This window comes from Terrabacter koreensis (genome assembly GCF_054783315.1).
The window spans coordinates 36,851-55,346 of the sequence record NZ_BAAGQU010000005.1 but is presented as its reverse complement, the minus strand read 5'-3'; the positions used below and the strand labels follow the sequence as shown (position 1 = coordinate 55,346).

Annotated in this window: 18 protein-coding genes; 11 read left to right on the top strand and 7 right to left on the bottom strand. The window is 72.5% G+C overall.

Annotated features, from left to right (window positions below):
• Positions 1 to 43: 43 nt before the first annotated feature.
• The 4 genes from ACYVNR_RS12525 to ACYVNR_RS12510 are packed head-to-tail and all read left to right on the top strand — an operon-like array spanning position 44 to position 2,265.
• Positions 44 to 400: a GntR family transcriptional regulator gene (locus tag ACYVNR_RS12525; protein ID WP_045192873.1), complete on the top strand. Its 357-nt coding sequence runs from the start codon at positions 44 to 46 to the stop codon at positions 398 to 400.
• Complete coding sequence (locus ACYVNR_RS12520) at positions 397 to 1,386, top strand: DUF1648 domain-containing protein (protein ID WP_461048344.1); 990 nt, start codon at positions 397 to 399, stop codon at positions 1,384 to 1,386. Before ACYVNR_RS12525 ends, ACYVNR_RS12520 begins: the two co-directional genes overlap by 4 nt.
• A gap of 46 nt (positions 1,387 to 1,432) precedes the next feature.
• Positions 1,433 to 1,753, top strand: a complete 321-nt coding sequence (locus ACYVNR_RS12515) for a rhodanese-like domain-containing protein (RefSeq protein ID WP_045192871.1) — start codon at positions 1,433 to 1,435, stop codon at positions 1,751 to 1,753.
• Positions 1,753 to 2,265 carry a CD225/dispanin family protein gene (locus ACYVNR_RS12510; RefSeq protein WP_461048343.1) on the top strand — a complete coding sequence of 171 codons (513 nt, stop codon included), beginning with the start codon at positions 1,753 to 1,755 and terminating at the stop codon, positions 2,263 to 2,265. Before ACYVNR_RS12515 ends, ACYVNR_RS12510 begins: the two co-directional genes overlap by 1 nt.
• Positions 2,266 to 2,288: 23 nt before the next feature.
• On the opposite strand, the gene ACYVNR_RS12505 is transcribed toward ACYVNR_RS12510, so the two are convergent.
• The gene (locus ACYVNR_RS12505) at positions 2,289 to 3,623 is read right to left on the bottom strand and encodes an amidohydrolase family protein (protein WP_461048342.1); all 1,335 of its coding nucleotides are present in this window, start codon (positions 3,621 to 3,623) and stop codon (positions 2,289 to 2,291) included.
• 81 nt (positions 3,624 to 3,704) lie between these two features.
• Between ACYVNR_RS12505 and ACYVNR_RS12500 the strand changes: the two genes are divergently transcribed.
• On the top strand, positions 3,705 to 4,379 hold the full coding sequence (locus tag ACYVNR_RS12500) for a GntR family transcriptional regulator (RefSeq protein WP_461048341.1): 675 nt from the start codon (positions 3,705 to 3,707) through the stop codon (positions 4,377 to 4,379).
• A gap of 15 nt (positions 4,380 to 4,394) precedes the next feature.
• Here the strand turns inward: ACYVNR_RS12500 and ACYVNR_RS12495 are convergent, their stop codons facing one another.
• The 3 genes from ACYVNR_RS12495 to ACYVNR_RS12485 are packed head-to-tail and all read right to left on the bottom strand — an operon-like array spanning position 4,395 to position 7,192.
• Entirely contained in the window at positions 4,395 to 5,153 is a 759-nt protein-coding gene (locus ACYVNR_RS12495) for a hypothetical protein (RefSeq protein WP_461048340.1), read from the bottom strand.
• Between the two features lie 43 nt (positions 5,154 to 5,196).
• Positions 5,197 to 6,057 (bottom strand): Fpg/Nei family DNA glycosylase, encoded by an 861-nt coding sequence (locus ACYVNR_RS12490; RefSeq protein WP_461048339.1) that lies wholly within the window; start codon positions 6,055 to 6,057, stop codon positions 5,197 to 5,199.
• Between the two features lie 25 nt (positions 6,058 to 6,082).
• Positions 6,083 to 7,192, bottom strand: a complete 1,110-nt coding sequence (locus ACYVNR_RS12485) for an App1 family protein (protein WP_045192866.1) — start codon at positions 7,190 to 7,192, stop codon at positions 6,083 to 6,085.
• A 125-nt stretch (positions 7,193 to 7,317) separates the two neighbouring features.
• On the opposite strand from ACYVNR_RS12485, the gene ACYVNR_RS12480 reads away from it, so the two are divergent.
• Genes ACYVNR_RS12480 through ACYVNR_RS12470 form a run of 3 tightly spaced genes read left to right on the top strand, consistent with a single transcriptional unit; the run spans position 7,318 to position 11,036 of the window.
• On the top strand, positions 7,318 to 7,950 hold the full coding sequence (locus ACYVNR_RS12480) for an N-acetyltransferase (RefSeq protein ID WP_458798868.1): 633 nt from the start codon (positions 7,318 to 7,320) through the stop codon (positions 7,948 to 7,950).
• 42 nt (positions 7,951 to 7,992) lie between these two features.
• A complete protein-coding gene (locus ACYVNR_RS12475; protein WP_461048338.1) occupies positions 7,993 to 9,027 on the top strand; it encodes a hypothetical protein in 1,035 nt (344 codons plus the stop codon).
• 35 nt (positions 9,028 to 9,062) lie between these two features.
• Positions 9,063 to 11,036, top strand: a complete 1,974-nt coding sequence (locus ACYVNR_RS12470) for a penicillin-binding transpeptidase domain-containing protein (protein ID WP_461048337.1) — start codon at positions 9,063 to 9,065, stop codon at positions 11,034 to 11,036.
• A gap of 151 nt (positions 11,037 to 11,187) precedes the next feature.
• Here ACYVNR_RS12470 and ACYVNR_RS12465 read toward each other — a convergent pair whose 3' ends face one another.
• Positions 11,188 to 13,050: an N-acetylmuramoyl-L-alanine amidase gene (locus ACYVNR_RS12465; RefSeq protein WP_461048336.1), complete on the bottom strand. Its 1,863-nt coding sequence runs from the start codon at positions 13,048 to 13,050 to the stop codon at positions 11,188 to 11,190.
• Positions 13,051 to 13,452: 402 nt separating this feature from the next.
• Between ACYVNR_RS12465 and ACYVNR_RS12460 the strand changes: the two genes are divergently transcribed.
• Positions 13,453 to 13,995, top strand: a complete 543-nt coding sequence (locus tag ACYVNR_RS12460; RefSeq protein ID WP_458798872.1) for a hypothetical protein — start codon at positions 13,453 to 13,455, stop codon at positions 13,993 to 13,995.
• A 139-nt stretch (positions 13,996 to 14,134) separates the two neighbouring features.
• Here ACYVNR_RS12460 and ACYVNR_RS12455 read toward each other — a convergent pair whose 3' ends face one another.
• Both ACYVNR_RS12455 and mobA read right to left on the bottom strand, forming a co-directional pair.
• Positions 14,135 to 16,198, bottom strand: a complete 2,064-nt coding sequence (locus tag ACYVNR_RS12455) for a M4 family metallopeptidase (RefSeq protein WP_045192861.1) — start codon at positions 16,196 to 16,198, stop codon at positions 14,135 to 14,137.
• 280 nt (positions 16,199 to 16,478) lie between these two features.
• On the bottom strand, positions 16,479 to 17,111 hold the full coding sequence (mobA, locus tag ACYVNR_RS12450; RefSeq protein ID WP_461048335.1) for a molybdenum cofactor guanylyltransferase: 633 nt from the start codon (positions 17,109 to 17,111) through the stop codon (positions 16,479 to 16,481).
• Between the two features lie 34 nt (positions 17,112 to 17,145).
• Between mobA and fdhD the strand changes: the two genes are divergently transcribed.
• The gene (gene fdhD / locus ACYVNR_RS12445) at positions 17,146 to 17,994 is read left to right on the top strand and encodes a formate dehydrogenase accessory sulfurtransferase FdhD (protein ID WP_045192860.1); all 849 of its coding nucleotides are present in this window, start codon (positions 17,146 to 17,148) and stop codon (positions 17,992 to 17,994) included.
• Between the two features lie 53 nt (positions 17,995 to 18,047).
• Positions 18,048 to 18,386 (top strand): YciI family protein, encoded by a 339-nt coding sequence (locus tag ACYVNR_RS12440; protein WP_458798876.1) that lies wholly within the window; start codon positions 18,048 to 18,050, stop codon positions 18,384 to 18,386.
• Positions 18,387 to 18,496: the final 110 nt, after the last annotated feature.

The window sequence follows — 18,496 nt, the reverse complement described above, 5'->3', positions numbered from 1 at the left end:
TAGTGGCTTGCAAACACGGCATAGTTCTAGTGATAATCAAATTATGTTGTGGCAGGTGGACCCGACGTCGAGCACGCCTCTGCACGTCCAGGTCGCGGCGTGCGTGCGCCGTGAGATGGCGGACGGGCGGCTCGAGCGCGGCGACCGGCTGCCCTCCGCGAAGGAGGTCGCGGGCGTGCTCGACGTCAATCTCCACACCGTGCTCCGCGCGTACCAGACGCTGCGCGACGAGGGCCTCATCGACCTGCGCCGCGGGCGGGGCGCCGTCGTCACGGCCACCGATCCCGCCGGCGACGCGCGGCTGCGCTCCCTCGTCGCCGATCTCGTCGCGGAGGCCCGCCTCACCGGCACCACCCCCACCGACCTCACCCGACTGATCGAGAGCGAGTTCCAGCGATGACCACGCCAGCCGCCACGAGCGCCTCCGCCGGCGCCGACCGGCGACCGACCCACGCCCTCGTCGCGAGCGCCCTCGTCGGGCCGGTGCTCACCGTCGCCGGCCTCCTGCTCACGTATGCCGTGCGCGACCGTCTGCCCGAGCGCGTCGCCGTGCACTGGGGCACGAGCGGCCGACCCGACCGTTTCGCGTCGCTGACCGAGGCCGCGGTCACCGCGTCGGTGATGACGGCGCTGCTCCCGCTGGTCTTCGTCGTCATCGGCGCGGCGTGGCACCCGAGCGCGCGCGGCCCGCTCGCCGGTTTCGGCGGAGCGGTCGCCGTCTTCCTCGGCGGCCTGCTCTTCGGCAGCCTCACGTCGCAGCGACCCGGTGAGGTGGCACAGGCCTTCCCGGTGAGCTGGCTCCTCCCCACCCTCGTGCTGGCCGCCGTCGTGGGCGTCGGGCTCTGGCGCTGGGGACGCCTGAGGCCCCCCGCCCTCGACGGCACGCCGCGATCCGTGCCCGCCGGTGCGGTGCGGCTCGACGTGCCCGACACCACCCGCGTCGCCTGGACGGGGCACGCGGCACTGCCCGACGTCGGCATCCTGCTCGTCGTGCTCCTCGCGGTCACGCCGCTGCTCGTCGTCGCCGTCCTCGGGATGCCGTGGCTGCTCCTTCTCGCCGTCGGCATCGTCGCGCTGCTCGTGCTCACCGGTTCGGCGCGGGTCGTCGTCGACGCCGAGGGGCTGCGCGTCACGAGCCTCTTCCTCACGTGGAGCCGTGTGCCGCTCGATCGGGTCGCCGAGGCCCGCACCGGCACGGTGTCGCCGCTGCGTGAGTTCGGCGGGTACGGCTGGCGCATCGGCAAGGACGGCACCCGTGGCTTCGTCACGCGGTCCGGCGAGGCCCTCGTCGTCGAGCGCATCGGCGAGCCGCCCGTCGTCGTCACCGTCGACGACGCCGCAGAGGCGGCCGCGGTGCTCAACACCCTCGCCTCGCGCCGCGCGTGATGTTCCTCCCGGATGTTCCTCCCGGACTCCGTGTCACGATAAGGACATGAGCATTCCCACGACCACTGTCTCCGCGCTGCCCGACGACGCCGTCCTCGTCGACGTCCGTGAGGACGACGAGTGGGCCGCGGGCCACGCCCCCAACGCCATCCACATCCCGCTCGGTGAGCTGCCGAGCCGTCTGCACGAGCTGCCCGAGACCGACGACACCGTCGGCGTCGTCTGCCGCATGGGCGGCCGCTCGGCTCGCGCCGTCCAGTGGCTCGTCCACCAGGGCTACGACGTCGCCAACGTCGAGGGCGGCATGCTCGAGTGGCAGCGTGCCGGCAAGCAGCTCTCGGCCGACGGCGAGCCGAACATCATCTGATGAACGAGCACGACCGCGACCGGGAGCGCGACCCGGACGCCCCGGACCCGTCGCAGGACTCCTGGTCGGCCTGGCTCCCGCAGCTCGACGGGCCGGCGACCCCGGGCTCGCCCACGACCCCGGGCTCGTCCACGACCCCGCTGCCGCAGGCGAGCGGTCCGTCGACGGGCGCTGACCCCGTGCCGCCTGCCGTCCCGCCGGCGCCGCCCCTGCCGTATGCCGTCACGCCGCCCTGGGCAGGGCCGCCGCGCGTCGGGCCTCCCCCGACGACCTACTTCGGCTGGGCGGTCGTGTGCGCGATCTTCTGCTTCATGCCGCTCGGCATCGTCGCGGTGGTCAAGTCGCTCCAGGTGAAGCCGCGCTGGGCGCAGGGCGACTGGATCGGCGCGGAGAAGGCCGCGCGCGCCGCCAAGACGTGGTGTCTCGTCGCCGCCGCCATCTGGCCGGGCTCGGCCCTGCTCTTCAGCTGCCTGGGCGCGCTGGGCGGCGGCCGCATGTTCATGCACTTCTGAGGCCGCCCGCCCGGCACCGGCCCTCAGGACTCGCGCACGACCGCGCCCTGCGCGACGACGACGCGCACCTGCTCCAGCGCGTCGGCGACCTCCAGCGGGTTGGCGTCGACCACGACGACGTCGGCGAAGGCTCCGGGCACGAGGCGCCCCGCCTGCCGCGACCAGCCGAGGAGGCGGGCGGCATACGTCGTCGCGGCGCGCAGCGCCTCGAGGTGACTGAGGCCGGCCTCGACGAGCAGGCGCACCTCCGAGCCGATGGGGTCGACGTCGGTGCCGAACGAGTCGGTGCCGGCGACGATCGTGACCCCGCGCTCGTGCGCCTCGCGCACGGCGGCCTGCAGCACCGGCGTGTAGGCCCGGCCGCGCGCGTCCAGCACCGGGTTGCTCGAGCCGATCATGCCGGTGATCGCAGCCATTGTCGGGGTGAAGTGGGTGCCGCGGCGGGCCATCTCGGAGATGGTCGCGTCGCCGACGAAGACACCGTGCTCGATGCTGCGCACGCCCGCGCGCACCGCTCCGTCGATGCCCTCCTCGCTGTACGCGTGGCAGAGGACGGGACGACCGCTCGCGGCGCGCACGACGGCCGAGAGCTGCTCGCGGTCGTAGACGAGCTCGGTCGGGTCCTGCTCGGCGAGCCCGGCGCGGGGGTTGGCGCGGGTCTTGACCACGTCGACGCCGCGGGCGACGTTGACCTTCGTGACGTGGGCGATGTCGACGGTCGAGGTGACTCCACCGGGCAGGGCGGCCAAGGGCGCGAGGTCGGGGTCGGCGAGGGCCGAGTCGCCGAGCTGCGGCGAGACGAAGACGCCGGCCGCGCGCATGCGGGGCGCGAGGCCCGGCGCGTAGTCGGGCAGCGACCGCATGGCGACGTCCTGGTAGAAGGTGGACGACCCGCTGCGCACGGAGGTCGCGCCGGCGTGCACGAGGGCCCGCACGTCCGCGAGCGCGTTGGCGTGGACGTGCACGTCGACGAGGCCCGGCACCACCCAGCGGCCGCTCGCCTCGATGTGGCGCGCGGCCGAGCCGACGTCGGCGACGGCGCGGCGGGTGGCGTCCCGGCTGCCGACCGCGAGCACCTTGCCGTCGCGCAGGACGACCACCCCGTCCTCGACGACGTGCCCGGTGAGCGGGTCGACGACCGAGCCTCCCTCGACCACGAGCGGCGGGGCCGCGGTCGGACGGAGCGACCCGACATGACCCGGGGCGTCACCCCCGTGCCCGGCGGCACCGGCGGGCGCGGCTGCGGCGACCCCGACGGCGCCCAGACCGGCGAGGAGCGCGGCGCCACCGAGGACGCCTCGCCGGGACAGGCCCGAGGGCGGAGGAGTCGTGACGGCGTCGTGGTCGTGCAGGCACATGGGGAGACCTCCAGGGGATACGCTCAGCGGTGAGCAGTTTTGGTATACCAATTTGGTATACCAAAATCGAGAGGAGCGTCAATGCCTACCGGTGAGGAACATGCGGAGCACGCCGTCTCGCTGCGCGGATCGGTCACCCAGACGTTGCGCGAGCGCATCGTCACCGGCGACCTCACGCCCGGCACGCGCGTCGTCGAGCGTCACGTCGCCGAGCAGCTCGGTGTGTCCCGGGTGCCCGTGCGCGAGGCGCTGCGCACCCTCGAGCGTGAAGGCTTCCTCGAGGAACGGGCCACGCGCGGCATGGTCGTGCGCCGCCTGGACCCCGACGACGTCGCCATGCTCTTCGCGGTGCGGGAGGCGCTCGAGGGCGTGCTCTCCCACCGGCTCGTCGACGTGCTCGACGACGACGGCCTGACGCGCCTCGACGACCTCGTCGGCACGGCCGAGGCCCACCTCGCCGCGGGACGGTCGGGTGATGCGGTGCGCTGCAACGCCGACTTCCACGCCGCCCTCGTCGAGCTCGCAGACAGCCGCGTGCTCACCTCGATCATCGAGCCGGTCGCGGGCCGGATGGCATGGCTGCTCAACCAGCACGCCGAACCGGGCGAGATCATCGCAGAGCACCGGGCGATCCTGGCGGCGCTCGGGTCCCGCGACGCGGCGCGCGCGGCGGCCGAGTTCCGCGACCACCTCGCGAGCAGCCGCCGGGCGGTGGCCAGGGTCGAGGCCGGGCTGGCGACCGACCGGCGGACCTGACGGTTCGAGCCCTCGTCAGGAGACGGGGATCATCGCAGGCTGGGTGCACACGAGCTGGTCGCCCTCGGGAGCCATCGAGGCCACCTCGACGACGCCGCCCCCGACGGCAGAGGGCCGAGCCTGCGCGGCGCGGTCGTCGACCTGGATGCACAGCTGCCACTGCTTCACGGCCGGGTCGACGAGGGTTCGGGGGGCCTCGAACGACCTGCCGGGCACGTCGAGCTTCGGAGGCGTCGCGGCATACGCCTTGCCCGTGACGGTCGCGCCGGGCGCGATGGTGTGCCCGCCCATCACCGGGGCGGCCGCGAACCGCACGTCCGGCGCGGTCGCGAAGCCCTGCTTGCTGATGCGCAGCACGCCCGACTCGGCGTAGACCCAGGCGTGCTGCGGGTCGACGTCCTTGGGGAGGGTCGCGCTGCCGAGGTCAGCGGGCACGACGTCGTAGGCGACGAGGGGCTTCGAGCCGGTGTTGGTCAGGGAGTAGTCGACGACGAGGCCCGAGCTCGCCGCGATGCCTGCCCCGCCCGGTGCCATCTCCGCCTCGAGGCGCACGCCTCCCGCGGTCACGGTCTGCTTCGCCGGCCCGGACCCGCCTGCCGTGCCAGCCGCCGACGTCGAGCTCGCCGGTGCGCCGCCACCCGCAGGTGTGGCTGCACCCTCGGACGGGCTCGCCTGCCCGCAGGCGCCGGTGACGAGCACGGCGCCGAGGGCGAGCAGCGTGAGCGGGGACGTGAGGTGTCGCTGGAGCGGCTTCATGACGGTGAAGACAACCACGTCGGCCGAAGCGTTGCATTCCGGACGAACTCGTCGGTCGCGCCTACTTGAGCAGCTTCGACATCCGGCGGTCGGCGAGCGGCTTGCCGCCGGTCTGGCAGGTGGCGCAGTACTGCAGAGAGGTGTCGGCGAACGACACCTCGCGCACGACGTCGCCGCACTCGGGGCACTGCTCGCCGGTGCGGGCGTGCACCCGCATGCCCGCGCGCTTGGCGTCCTTGAGCTCCTTGGCCGGCTTGCCGGACGCCGTCTCGACGGCGTGGGCCAGCGTGTCGCGCAGCGCGGCATACAGCCGGTCGACGACCTCGGGGGCCAGCGTGCCGGCGATGGCGAACGGGCTGATCTTCGCGACGTGGAGGATCTCGTCGGAGTAGGCGTTGCCGACACCCGCGATGAACTCCTGGTCGCGCAGCAGGCCCTTGATCTGGGTGCGCCGGCCGTCGAGCATCGACCGGAACCGGTCGAGCGTGAAGTCGTCGGCGAGGGGGTCGGGGCCGAGGCGCGCGACACCGGGCACCTCGGCCGGGTCCTTGACGATGTAGGCCGCCAGCGACTTCTTCGTGCCGGCCTCGGTGAGGTCGAAGCCCGAGCCGTCGGAGAGCCTGACCCGCAGGGCGATCGGGGACTTGCCGGGACGCACCACCGTCGCCGGCAGCTGGTCGGACCACCGCAGCCAGCCGGCGCGGGCCAGGTGGAAGACGAGGTGGGTGCCATCGGCATCGATGTCGAGGAACTTGCCGTGCCGGTGCACGCCGTCGACCGGCACGCCCTCGAGCGCCTGGGGCGGCGGGTTGAACGTCTTCAGCACGCTGAACGACGCGAGCTCGACCTTGGTGATGGCGAGCCCGGCCGTGCGCTCGGCGAGGAAGTCGACGAGCGCCTGCACCTCGGGCAGCTCAGGCATGGCGCCAGTCTGCCATCAGGCGGTGTCAGCGGGTGGGCTGTCGCAGGGGCCGTGACGGCTGCTCGTCGGCGGCGACGGGCGGCCCGACCCGCCCGTGCTCCTCGAGGACGCGCAGCAGCTGGTGCCCGTCGGGCGCCGAGAACGTCGAGACGCTGACCGGCCCCATGGTGCGCACCGGCGCGTCGATCTTCATCGGCTTGCTCAGCACCTGCTCGGCCGGCGACAGGTGCCGGATGCAGATGGCGTCGACCCGGTCGGGGCGGGCCTCCGCGAACTCGGCGTAGAGCTGCGGGTCGTGCTGGCCGTCGTCGCCGACGAGCAGCCACTGGATGTCGGGGAAGTCCCGGGCGAGCCGGTGCAGGCACGTGCGCTTGTGGTCCTGGCCGCTGCGGAACCAGCCGGTGTTGGTCGGGCCCCAGTCGGTGAGCAGCAGCGGCCCGAGCGGGAAGCCGTTCTCGACGAGGAAGCGGTTCAGCGTCGCCGCCGTGTTCCACGCGCCGGTCGAGACGTAGACGATGGGGGCACCGGGGTGGGCCGACAGGATGCGGCGGTACATCGGCGCCATGCCCGACACCGCGTGCCTGGCCTTGCCGCGCCGCACGAACGTGTTGAACGCGGCGATCATCGGTCGCGGCAGCATCGTCGTGATGACGGTGTCGTCGATGTCGCTCACGAGCCCGAAGCGCACGTCGTCGGCGACGATGAAGACGTCGGCGGCGACCGGCTCGGCCCCCTGCACCTCGACGACGGCCTGCTGCCAGCCGGGCGGGAGTCCGTGGTCGCGGGCGACGACGTCGACGTGCCCGCCGCGGTCGGACCGGCCGAACACCTCACGGTCGCCCACCGTGACCTTGACCGGCACGCCGGTCGCGGGAGAGGTGAGAAACGCCCGCCAGCCGCGGTCGTAGTGCGCCGGGCTGATCGCGCCCGTGGCGTCCTGACGGCTCTCAGGACCCTCGGTGCTCTCGCGACCCTTGCGCCCCAGCAGGATCCGCGCGAAGACGCGTACGAAGGACGACGAGCCGTAGCCGACGTGCGTGATGACGCGGTTGCCCCAGCCGCGGCTGCGCAGCACGCGCTCGACCTGCTCGTGGACGGTGTCCTCGATGATGGCGGCCGCGTGCGGTCGTGACATGGCCACAACCTACCCGGCGGACGTGGCGGGGCGGCAGCGCCGGGGCGGCGTGACGGCATACGGCGCCGTGCCAACAGGTGGACCCCGGCGAGCGCGGGCCGGACGTCACGGGTTTGATGGACGGCGTGCACCTCATCGCGGAAGTCCTCAGCAAGGCGTCCGGAGGCGACTTCCCCGCCGTCGACGGCGGGTGGCAGCGGGTCGCCCCGTGGCGCGACGGAGTGGAGGGCGTCGTCGCCTTCACCGGGCACGCGTACCTCGCCGTCGACGACGACGTCTCCGACGGGACCCTGGGCTCGCTCGGCCCCGACGGCTTCGGCGGCGCGAGCAGCCCGCGGCTCGTGTCGCGCCTGGCCGGCAGCGGGTGGATCGACGCGCTCGACATCGTCCTCGTCGCCCGCGGCGTCGGCGGCGAGCCGGCCCTCGTGCCGCGCAGCGACCTGCGCAACCACCCCCGCGCCGAGCACGCGACGTCGGTGCGCAGCGAGGTGGCGACCTTCGGGTACGCCGCCCCCGACGACCGCACGCTCGTGACGCTCTCGACGGGGCTCGGCGGGCTGCCCGAGGTGGGCGTCGAGACCGACCCCGCGAAGGACCACGTCGGCACCGACGTCGTGCGCGACGCGCTGACGCTCGTCGACGAGGGCGAGGTCGTCGTCGCGGCCTGCGCCCCGGGCAACGCCCGCGCCCTCCGAGCCTTCCTCGGAGCGGGTTTCGAGCCGGTCGCCTCGGTGCAGCTCTGGAGGCCCGAGCGATAGCGACGATTGGCGCAGATCGGGCGGACGTGCTGGGATCTGCGCGTGGACAAGGTCGTCAGCTTCGGCAGTGAGGCACACCGACGGCACGCCCGCACCCTCCTGTGGCCCGTGCTGCCCCTCGCGGCGGCCGGCTGGTGGGTCGTCGGGGCGCTGCCGTGGATCGTCGACGGGTTGGGGGCGCGCTCGCCGCGCGACTGGACCTCCGACATCGAGACCGGGTCGGTCGCCAGCGGCTACCTCAGCCTGCTGCCGTTCACGGCGGGGCGGATGGGCCTGCTGCTCGTCGTCACCCTCGTCGGTGGGCTCGCCGCCGCGATCGCGGCCCTGTGGGTGCGACCGCGCGAGGGACGCACCCTCGCCGTCGCAGGCGCCGCGGCTCTCGGCACCCTCGCCGCCGCGGCCTACACCGTCGCCCAGTCGGCCGGTGCCACCCGGCAGCTCGGCAACGACTTCGACCGCGACGACCGCGTGCTCGTCGGCGTGCTGGCCGTCGCGGTGGTCGGCACGGTCGCGGGGCTGCTGCTCGGCCTCGTCGTCGTGCTCGGACGGCCGGTGTTCCGGGCCCTGGCCGCGGCGCCCCTCGCCGTCGCCGTCGGCTCGTGGGTGAGCGCGGTCGCGGTGGCGCTCGTCGGCACCCAGCGCGCCCTGCCCGTGCTCGCGTGGACGACGACCCTCACCGCGGTGCTCGTCGGACTGGCCCTCGCCCCGGTCGGCGTGCGTTCGCCGGGGCGCGTGCTCGTCTGGCCCCTCGTGCTCGTCCTCGTCGCCGTCTGCTCCGCCGCGCACACCGCCTTCGGCTACCTCACGGCCTACCTGCGCCCGCGGTCCGGCCTGCCGGACGGCCTGCGCGACCACGTCGAGGCCAGCCGTGACGTCTTCCTCCGGGCGCTCCAGCCGGAGTTCCAGCCGTGGGGTGCGTATGCCGTCGCCGTGGCCGTCGGGCTCGTCGGCACCGGCGTGCTGTGGCTCCGCTCCGGTCGCAGGGGACCGGCGGGCAGCGACCCGGGGCGACCCGCCGTGGCGAGCGCCGCGACGCCGGCCGCCGACGGCGAGCAGGTCGACGCGACCCGTCGATGACCGGCGCTGGGGGTGGCGCCACGTACCCTCGACGCATGCCTTCGGGACCTCGCACCGGCTCACGCACCGGCTCACGGACCGGCTCATCGACCGGATCACGCCGCCGCTCGTTCGTCGCGACCGCGCTGTCCGGCGCGCTCGTCGCGACGATGGGGGCCGGCTGCTCGATGTTCGACTCGCCGCCCGAGCCCGACGACGCGGCGCGCGCCCTCGCCGCCGCCCTCGCGAACGGCGACTTCACGAAGGTCCCGCTCAAGGGCACGACCGCCGCCAAGGCCGGGACGTTCGTCAAGGCCGCCTACAAGGGCCTCGACTCGCTGCGGCCGGCGGTGTCGGTCACCGACGTCAGCCACGCCGAGGGGTCCGAGAAGGCGACCGCCACGCTCTCCACCACGTGGGACGTCTCGAAGGCCGGCGCCGACTGGAGCTACCAGTCGAAGGCCGCGATGACCCTCGTCGACGGCGCCTGGCAGGTGGCGTGGAACCCGGCCCTCGTGGCACCGCAGCTGGCCTCCGACGAGACCCTCACCATCGCCCGCAAGTGGCCGCGACGGGCCGACATCGTCGACACCTCCGGCGGCAAGATCATGACCGAGCGCGAGGTCGCGGTCGTCGGCATCGACAAGACGAAGGTGGCCGGCGCCGGGGCCGCCGCGTCCGCGCGCCGGCTCGCGACCCTGCTCGGCATCGACCCGACGAGGTATGCCGCGAAGGTCTCCGCCGCCGGGGCCAAGGCCTTCGTCGAGGGGCTGACCCTGCGCGAGACCGACCCGGTCATCGAGAAGAACGGTGCCGCGATCGCCAAGGTCAAGGGCGCCATCACGGTTCCGGCCATGAAGGTGCTCGGGCCGAGCCGCACCTTCGCCGCCCCGATCCTCGGCTCGGTCGGCGAGGCCACGGCCGAACAGGTCAAGGACTCCAAGGGCACGCTCGAGGCCGGCGACAGCGTGGGCACCAACGGTCTGCAGTTCCGCTACGACGCCCAGCTGCGGGGCACGCCCGGGCTCGCGGTGCAGGCCGTCAAGCGCGGCGCCGACGGCAGCGTGCTCGACAAGCGCGAGCTGTTCGCCGAGCAGTCCACCGAGGGACAGCCGCTCACGATCACCCTCGACGCCAAGGCCCAGTCGGCGGCCGAGGCTGCCCTCGCGAAGCAGACCGCCCACCCGACGGCGCTCGTCGCCGTGCGGGTCTCCACCGGCGAGATCCTGGCCGCGGCGATCGGTCCGGCGGCGAACGGTTCGACCCTCGCCCTCGCCGGCAAGGTGGCCCCCGGCTCGACCTTCAAGATCGCCAGCTCGCTCGCCAACGTGCGCAAGGGCGCGACGGCCGACACCCCGCTGCCCTGCACCGACTCCCTCACGGTCAACGGTCGGCGGTTCAGCAACTACACGACCTACCCCAAGGACAAGCTCGGCAACATCACCATGCAGACCGCGCTCGCGTTCTCGTGCAACACGGCCTTCATCAGCCAGTACGAGAAGGTGAGCCAGGACGACCTCATCAAGGCCGCACAGTCCCTGGGCATGGGCGACAAGCTCGACCTGCCGTTCACCGGCTTCCTCGGCTCGGTGCCGCCGACCGACGACGTCGTCGAGCACGCCGCGTCGTTCATCGGGCAGGGCCGCGTCGAGGCCTCGCCGCTCACCATGGCCATCGTCGTCGCGTCCGTGATGAAGGGACAGACGGTGCGCCCGCAGCTCGTCGCCGGTGCTCCGGCGCTGCCGGCACCCGCCACGCCGCTCAGCCCCACCGAGGCCGGGGTGCTGCGCCAGGAGATGCGGGCCGTCGTCAACGAGGGCTCGGGCAAGGTGCTCAAGGCCCTGGGCATCGAGTACGCCAAGACCGGAACGGCCGAGTTCGGCACGAAGAACCCGCCCGACACGCACACGTGGATGGTCGCGGGGCGCGGCGACATCGCGATCGCCGCCTACAACGAGGTCGGCGACAACGGCGTGACCGGCTCGGCCCCCTTCATCATCAGCTTCCTCAAGGCCTACGACCTCCGCTGACACCCAGTCGAGTGGGCACTGTGCCGCTCAGCAAAGTGCCCACTCGACGTTCGGGGCCCGGCAAAGTGCCCACTCGACGTTAGGGCCCGACAAAGTGCCCACTCGACGGGTTGTTGTCGTCGAGTGGGCACTTGCTGAGTCGCCCGGGGTGCTACTTGGCGGTCACGACGTCGACGTCGGCAGCGCGCACGAACGCGAAGCGGTGGCCGAGCGAGACCTGGTAGTAGCGGTCCTGGCCGACGACGTCGACGTGGTCGTTCGGCGTCGTGGCCGAGTACGTCGTCGCGCGGTAGTAGTTCGTCGGGACGGTGAGGTCACCGACGGCGTACCGCTGGCCGGCCGTGAACTGGTACTGCAGCGGCGCGAGCGACTGCACCGGGATCCCGGCCGGGTAGGCCGACGCCTCGGGGTAGGCCCGGCCGTAGACCGGGACCCTCGCGAGGCCGGCCTTCGGCACGACGTACTGGCCGCCGACCGCGATGGCCGTCGGGTCGCTCGCCTGGTTGTGGAACCAGCCCTTGACGCCGTTGAACCAGATCGCGGTCCAGTCACCCTGGCGGTCGGCGACGGCGAAGGTGATCCCCGTCTGGGCGCGGGCGCCGATGTCGGAGACCGACGTCGTCGACGGGGCGCCGCTGGACTTGCGACCGATGTCGTTGACGAGCGGAGCCGTCTCGGACGGGGCCGTGCGCAGGTAGACGAAGTTCGTGCCCTGCGGCTGGCACGGCTGGCCGGCCGTCGTGCACGAGGTGACCGTCTGCACGTTGTCGTCGAAGCCGGGCAGGATGCGGACGAGGTCCTGGGCGCCGTCGACGCCGTGGCTCTGCAGCGGCGCGCCGAGCAGCTGGAAGTAGTGCTCCCAGTTCCAGTAGGGGCCCGGGTCCCAGTGCATGCCGGCCACGTTGGCGGGGGTCACGCCGGGGATCTGGTCGTGGCCGAAGACGTGCTGCATGTCGAGCGGGATGTCGTACTTCGTCGCCAGGTAGCGCACGAGCCGCGCCGACGAGCGGTACATCGGCTCGCTGAACCACTGGGCGCCGGTGGCCGCGAAGCCCTCGTGCTCGAGGCCGATCGAGTGGCTGTTGACGTACCAGTTGCCGGCGTGCCAGCCGACGTCCTTGGGCTCGAGGTGCTGGGCGATGCGCCCGTCGCTCGAGCGCAGCGAGTAGTTCCACGCGAGGTACGTCGGGTCCGTGACGAGCTTGAGCGTCGTGTTCCAGGACGCCTCGGTGTTGTGGATGACGATGTTCGTGATCTTCGGTGAGACCGGCCGCGACGCGAGGTCGTGGTTGCCGTAGTCGCCGCCGCCGAGGTCCTTGTAGGGCGCCGGCACCCAGTCGCAGTCGAGCCCGGGCGGGCAGTCGGTCTGCGCGCTGTTCGCCTTCTTCGTCAGGCCGAGCCGGTCGAGCTGGCCCTTCTGGGGCGTGGCCGCCGACGGGAGCAGTGACACGTCCTTGCCGTCGACCGTGCGGCGCGAGGCGCCGGAGGCGATGACCGAGTAGGTGTCGTCGGCGAACGCTGCGGCGACGTCCTCCTGCGCCGAGCCGGAGGCGTCGGCCACGGCGGCGTACCAGTCGCCGGCCTTGGTGTCGGTGCCCGTGGGCAGGCCGAGCCGCTGCTGGGTGGCGGCGAGGAGCGCGGCGCCACCGCGGATGTTGGCGAGCTCGTCGGTGCGCAGGGCGGCCTCGTCGAGCCCGGTGAGGCCGGCCGCGCGACCGAGCGTGTCGGCGACCGGCGCGGCTGCGTCGGCGGCCGGGGCGTCGCCCAGGCCCTTGCCCTCCGCGGCCGAGCCGAGGTCGGCGTCGACGAGGTGCATCGGGCCGTAGCCGCCGGACGAGCTGTGCCCCGGGTTGAAGTCCCAGCGTGTCTGCGCGTACGACACGGCCTCGAGCACGGTGCGCGGCACGCCGAACTCGGATGCCGCCGCCGCGAAGGCGCGCTCGCGGCTGCCGGCGTCGTCGCCGACGGTCACGGACGGGTCGGCGGCCTGTGCGGCCGGGCTCGCCATCGCCATGCCGGCCGCCACGGCGGCGACGGCCCCGAGCGAGGCGAGCGATCGACGGACTCGGCGGGGTGCCGCTGATCGGTGTGGAGTGGAGTTGGGTATCACTCGTTGGTCCCTTTCGTATGCCTGGTGACCGCAGGCGCTCTACACGTCGACACGGGTCCGTCGACGGGCAGGCGCTCTGCGGGTGAGATGCCCACGGCCCCGAGCCCGAAGACACCTCTGACGCCGAGCATTCCCGTGCTTGCCGAGGCCCGCCACTTGAAACATTCACCCAAGCGTTGCCAGAAATCGTCCGTGTCCACGGTGCGCAGACGCTCCCGACGGGTCACCATGGTCACCATGGGGCGTACGGGTCTGTACGTGGGGATGACCATTGCCGCACTCCTGACAGGGGGGTGCGGGGCCGTCGTGTCCGACGGTGACACCTCCCCTGCCGGCACGGAGCACCGGTCGACGGCGACGTCGACGGCCCCGCCCAAGCAGCGCTTCGGCGCGAGCGGCGGCGGCGCGGTCACGACGTCCGACAGTCCCGTCTTCCCGCTCGTCCTCCACCGCACCGGCGGCATCGCCGGCTTCGACGACCGCATCGTGCTCGACGCCGACGGCCGGCTGCGCGTCGAGACCCGATCGGTGCACGGGCGCATCTGCACCCTCGCCGGGCCGGTCCAGCGCCAGCTCGTGACGCTCCTGGCAACCCTGCGCCTGGGCGTGCCGCTCACCGAGGTGCCGAGCGACGAGTTCACGCCGCTCGACCCGAACGCCGCGACCGAGAGCGACCCCATCTCCATCTCGGTCACCGACGACCACGAGCGCGCCATCGACCTCAGCGACCCCTCGCTGGGCGAGATCGCGGGCCTCGTCGGCAGCCTCGTCTCCGACGTCACGCTCTCGGCTCCCGCCACGACGCACTGCACGACGCCGACGCCGCCCGTCGTCGCCCCCGCCCCCTGAGCCGGGCACGCGGCCGCGCCCGACGGCGTACGCAGGCCCGACGGCACACGCAGGCCCGACGGCATACGCAAGAGGTCGGTGTGCCACCGGGCGGACCCGGCAGCACACCGACCTCAGAGGTGCGTCAGGCGACCTTCGCTCAGAAGTTCGTCGACACGTCGTCGATGACGAAGCTCGTCTGGAGCGAGGAGTCCTCGCTCGCCGCGAACTTCAGCGTGACGTTCGTGCCCTTGTAGGACGTCAGGTCGATCGTCTTGGTGATGTAGGACGCCTTCGGGGTCGTCAGGTTGGAGAAGCTGGCCTTCGTGACGCCGTTGATCTGGACCGTCGCGGTGTCGTACGCCGTCGTGGTCGAGGTCTCGGCCGTGTCGATGCGGATGTAGTACGTCAGCGTCGGCGACGTGGCCGTCGACGGGACCGCGAAGGTCTGCGACTCGTTCTCGGAGGCCGTGGAGCCGTTGCCACCGAGCCAGAGCTTCCACGAACCGGTGCGGGCCGGGCGACCCGTGTTGTTCGTGATCGGGCCCGACGTGCCGGTCCAGCCGGTCTGGCCGGACTCGAAGCCGCCGTTGGTCAGCGAGCCGCCGGTGGGCGGCGGCGTGGTGCCGCCGCAGGTCTCGGAGGTAGCGGCGACCGCGATGGCTGTGAACGCCTTCTCGACCGCGGTGCACTCGGCCGAGCCGGCGCCGTAGAGGTCCTTGGCCGACTTGATCGCGCCGGTGCGGGCGGCGGCGTAGTTGCTCGAGGAGGTCAGGTAGGTCGCGAGGGTGCGGTACCAGATCTTCTCCGCCTTCTGGTGCGTGATGCCGGTGACCGCGCCGGCCGTGCCACACACCGGGGAGTTGTAGCTCACGCCGTTGATGGTCTTGGCGCCCGAGCCCTCGGAGAGCAGGTAGTACCAGTGGTTGAGCGGACCCGAGGAGTAGTGCGGGTCCAGGCTGCCGAGCGTGCTGCTCCAGCAGTCCTTCGACGCGCCGTCCTTGCTCGGCTTGTCCATGTAGCGCAGCGGCGTGCCGTTGCCGTTGATGTTGATCTCTTCGCCGATGAGGTAGTCGGGCACGTCGCTCGGGTTGTTGGCGTACCACTCGACGGCCGTGCCGAAGATGTCGGACGTCGCCTCGTTGAGGCCACCGGACTCGCCCGAGTAGGTGAGGTTGGCGGTGTTCTCCGTGACGCCGTGGCTCATCTCGTGGCCGGCGACATCGAGCTCGACGAGCGGGGCCGCGTTGCCGGAGCCGTCGCCGTACGTCATCTGCGTGCCGTCCCAGAAGGCGTTGACGTAGTTCTGGCCGTAGTGGACGCGGCTGCGGGCGCCGGTGCCGTTGTTCCAGATGCCGGCGCGGCCGAGCTGGGTGTTGTAGTAGTCGTACGTCTTGCCGGCGCCGTAGTGCGCGTCGACGGCGGCCGACTGACGGTTGCTCTGCAGGCCGTTGCCCCAGACGTCGTCGGCGTCGGTGAAGGTCGTCCCCGTGCCGGTCGTGGCCTGGTTGAGGTCCGTCGTGTAGTTGCCGTGCGTGTCGCGCATCGTGTAGCTGCCTGCGCTGCCCGACGTCGCGAGGGAGACGTTGCCGACAAAGATGCCGTTGCCCGTGCCGTGCTTGATGTCGTCCCAGCTGGTGAGGGTGGCACCGCTCGTGGCGTCGACGATGGTGTGCAGGCGGGTCGGGGTCTGGTCGGGCTTGATGCCCTCCGTGATGACCTCGTAGGCGAGCTTGGGTCCGGTGGCCGACTGGAAGACGACGAGCTCGCCGGCGGAGGCGGTCTCCTTGTTGGCCTTCGACGCCGCGAGGCCGGCCTGGTGGGCCGTGCTCTTCGAGACGGTCGGCGTCATGGTCGCCGGGGTGACGTTCTTGCGCTGGTTCCAGGTGACGCTCTTGACCGAGCCGGCCGCGTCCTTGTGGGTGACGAGGTCGCCACCGATGACGCGCAGGCCGTCGAGCGTGCGCTCGTAGCGCACGGAGGTCGCACCGTTCGCGTCGGCGATGACGGACTTGACGACGAGCTTCTCGCCCTTCGCGAGCCCGAGGGCGCTCGCGGAGGATGCTGCTCGGGACTGCTCGGTCGCCTTCAGGCTCTGCGACTCTGGGGCGGGCGCCTTGTCGCGTCCCGCACTGGCCGCTGCGCCCGCCGGGATCGCCGGCGAGATGGCGAGAGCGAGGGCGAGCAGCCCTCCGGTCGCCAGCCCGGACTTCAGTCGATTCACTGGTTACTCCTTGTCAGGATGCGGCTCGGTGGCCGCCTGGAGGGAGTCCCGCCCCATCTCACGAACCGAGATTCCGGCGAGAACGAGCGCGACGTTCGCAGCAGCGAGAATCGCGGTCAACGGGGCTTACCAAGTCTTTGCCAAATGTCCGACAACTCTGGGAAAACACTTGGCGGCAGGAGGATTCGCCGCAGACAGCCGCTTGGGCGACCTCCCAGAGTCGGGGGTCGGCGCGGCTCTTCTGAGGCCGTGACGGGCCGTCCGGAGGGTGGCCGAGCGGTCAGTCGAAGCTGTTCTGAGCGCGCTCTCGAGCGCGCTGGAGGTCGGCCGGGGTGTCGACGTCGGCGGCCAGCCCGTCGGGGTCGGCGACGTGCACGGTGCGTATGCCGTCACACAGCTCTCGCATGCTCCGGCCGTACGCGTCGCCGACGTCCCCGAGCGCGGCGAGCCGGGTTCGCAGGGCGTCCGTGCGCCAGGCAGCGCAGAGCCAGTTGGTGCGGCCGTCGGCGTCGACGGTGACGGCGAGGTCGGCGGGCTCGAGGGCGTCGGGCTCGAGGGCTGCGACGAGGCGTTCGACGTGATCGGCCGTGACGAACGGGAGGTCGGCAGCGAGGACGACGACGACGTCCGGGTGGGGCACCCGGGTCACGCCGGCGCGGACGGCCTCGACGGCATACGCAAGGCCCGAGACCGGCCCGCCGCCCGGCACGCGCTCCATGACGACCGGTACCCCGTCGGGGACGCCCTGACCGGGGCCGACCACGACGGGAGGGTGCGGGCCGGCGGCGTCGAGGACGCGGGCCACGAGCGGCCGCCCGGCGAGCTCGAGGGTCGGCTTGTGCGAGCCCATCCGTCGCGAGGCGCCGCCCGTCAGCACGACGACGACGCAGCTCGGCACTGGGGTGCTGGACACCCTCGGAGTCTGGCACGCGATCTAGGCTGGGCCCATGGGACGGGTCACCGTGCGGCGCAAGGTCACGACGATCGACGTCGCGACGCCGTCGACGAGCACGCGTCCCGACACGCTGACCGTCGAGGAGCCGCTCGAGCTGCGCGTCAACGGCACGCCGCTGACCGTCACCATGCGCACGCCCGGGCACGACATCGAGCTCGTGCACGGCTTCCTCATGGCCGAGGGGCTGATCCGGTCGGTCGAGGACATCGCGCTCGCGCGCTACTGCGAGGGCGCCGTCGTGTCGGGCGAGAGCGGCTTCGACGAGAACACCTACAACGTCATCGACGTGACGCTGGCCGCCGGGGTGGCCGCGCCCGATGCCTCGGCGACCCGGGCGTTCTTCACGAACTCGTCGTGCGGCGTCTGCGGCAAGGCGAGCATCGAGCAGCTGCGCGCGCAGTCGGCGTTCGACGTGCGCTCCGACCCGGTGGAGCTCGCGGCGAAGGTCGTCGTCGAGCTGCCCGACGCGCTGCGGCGCGAGCAGCGCTCGTTCGACAAGACGGGTGGGCTGCACGCGGCGGGGCTCGCCACTGCCGACGGCGAGCTGCTCGTCGTGCGCGAGGACGTCGGCCGCCACAACGCCGTCGACAAGGTCGTCGGCTGGGCGCTGCAGAACGGCCGCGTGCCGGGCGCGGGGTGCGTGCTCGTCGTCTCGGGGCGCGCCTCGTTCGAGCTGGTGCAGAAGGCCATCATGGCCGGCATCCCCGCGCTGGCGGCGGTGTCGGCGCCGTCGTCGCTGGCCGTCGAGTGCGCCGACGACGCGGGCATGACGCTGCTCGGCTTCGTGCGCGACGCCCGTCTCAACGTGTATGCCGGGGGGCACCGGATCACGACCACCTGACCCTCCGCCGTGGTTTGCTGCCAACCACCCACCTGACGACTGGAGAACCGAGCGTGCCGATCTTCGCGGTCCACTACACCTATCCCGACGACGTCGACGAGATGCTGACGATCCGGCCCGAGCACCGAGAATGGCTCACCAGCCTGCCCGGACTGCTGGTCGCCGGCATGTACCAGCCGGGCACCGACGAGGTGAGCGAGGGCGAGCCCACCGACCAGGAGCCGGCGAATGCTGCGCTGATCGTGTGCTCCGCGGACTCGCTGCAGGAGCTGACCTCTGCGTTCGACCAGGACCCGTACTGGCTCGGGGGCTACGTGCTGCGCCGGGTCGTGCGCACCTGGGACCCGCCGCTCGGGCCCTGGGTGGCCGACCCGACGAACTCGCCCGGCTGACGGCTCCCAGCGAGAAAGCAATCCGTCCACCGGGCGGATTGCTTCCTCGATGCGTGACTGGGGCTGCCGGGGCGTCGCGGGTAGGTTGGCGGCAGGATCCGAGGCGGGGA

Bases quoted from the DNA above. Each gene is read 5' to 3' on its own strand.
- ACYVNR_RS12525 (WP_045192873.1), top strand. From the start codon at position 44: ATGTTGTGGCAGGTGGACCCGACGTCGAGCACGCCTCTGCACGTCCAG.
- ACYVNR_RS12520 (WP_461048344.1), top strand. From the start codon at position 397: ATGACCACGCCAGCCGCCACGAGCGCCTCCGCCGGCGCCGACCGGCGA.
- ACYVNR_RS12515 (WP_045192871.1), top strand. From the start codon at position 1,433: ATGAGCATTCCCACGACCACTGTCTCCGCGCTGCCCGACGACGCCGTC.
- ACYVNR_RS12510 (WP_461048343.1), top strand. From the start codon at position 1,753: ATGAACGAGCACGACCGCGACCGGGAGCGCGACCCGGACGCCCCGGAC.
- ACYVNR_RS12505 (WP_461048342.1), bottom strand. From the start codon at position 3,623: ATGTGCCTGCACGACCACGACGCCGTCACGACTCCTCCGCCCTCGGGC.
- ACYVNR_RS12500 (WP_461048341.1), top strand. From the start codon at position 3,705: ATGCCTACCGGTGAGGAACATGCGGAGCACGCCGTCTCGCTGCGCGGA.
- ACYVNR_RS12490 (WP_461048339.1), bottom strand. From the start codon at position 6,057: ATGCCTGAGCTGCCCGAGGTGCAGGCGCTCGTCGACTTCCTCGCCGAG.
- ACYVNR_RS12485 (WP_045192866.1), bottom strand. From the start codon at position 7,192: ATGTCACGACCGCACGCGGCCGCCATCATCGAGGACACCGTCCACGAG.
- ACYVNR_RS12470 (WP_461048337.1), top strand. From the start codon at position 9,063: ATGCCTTCGGGACCTCGCACCGGCTCACGCACCGGCTCACGGACCGGC.
- ACYVNR_RS12465 (WP_461048336.1), bottom strand. From the start codon at position 13,050: ATGGCGATGGCGAGCCCGGCCGCACAGGCCGCCGACCCGTCCGTGACC.
- fdhD (WP_045192860.1), top strand. From the start codon at position 17,146: ATGGGACGGGTCACCGTGCGGCGCAAGGTCACGACGATCGACGTCGCG.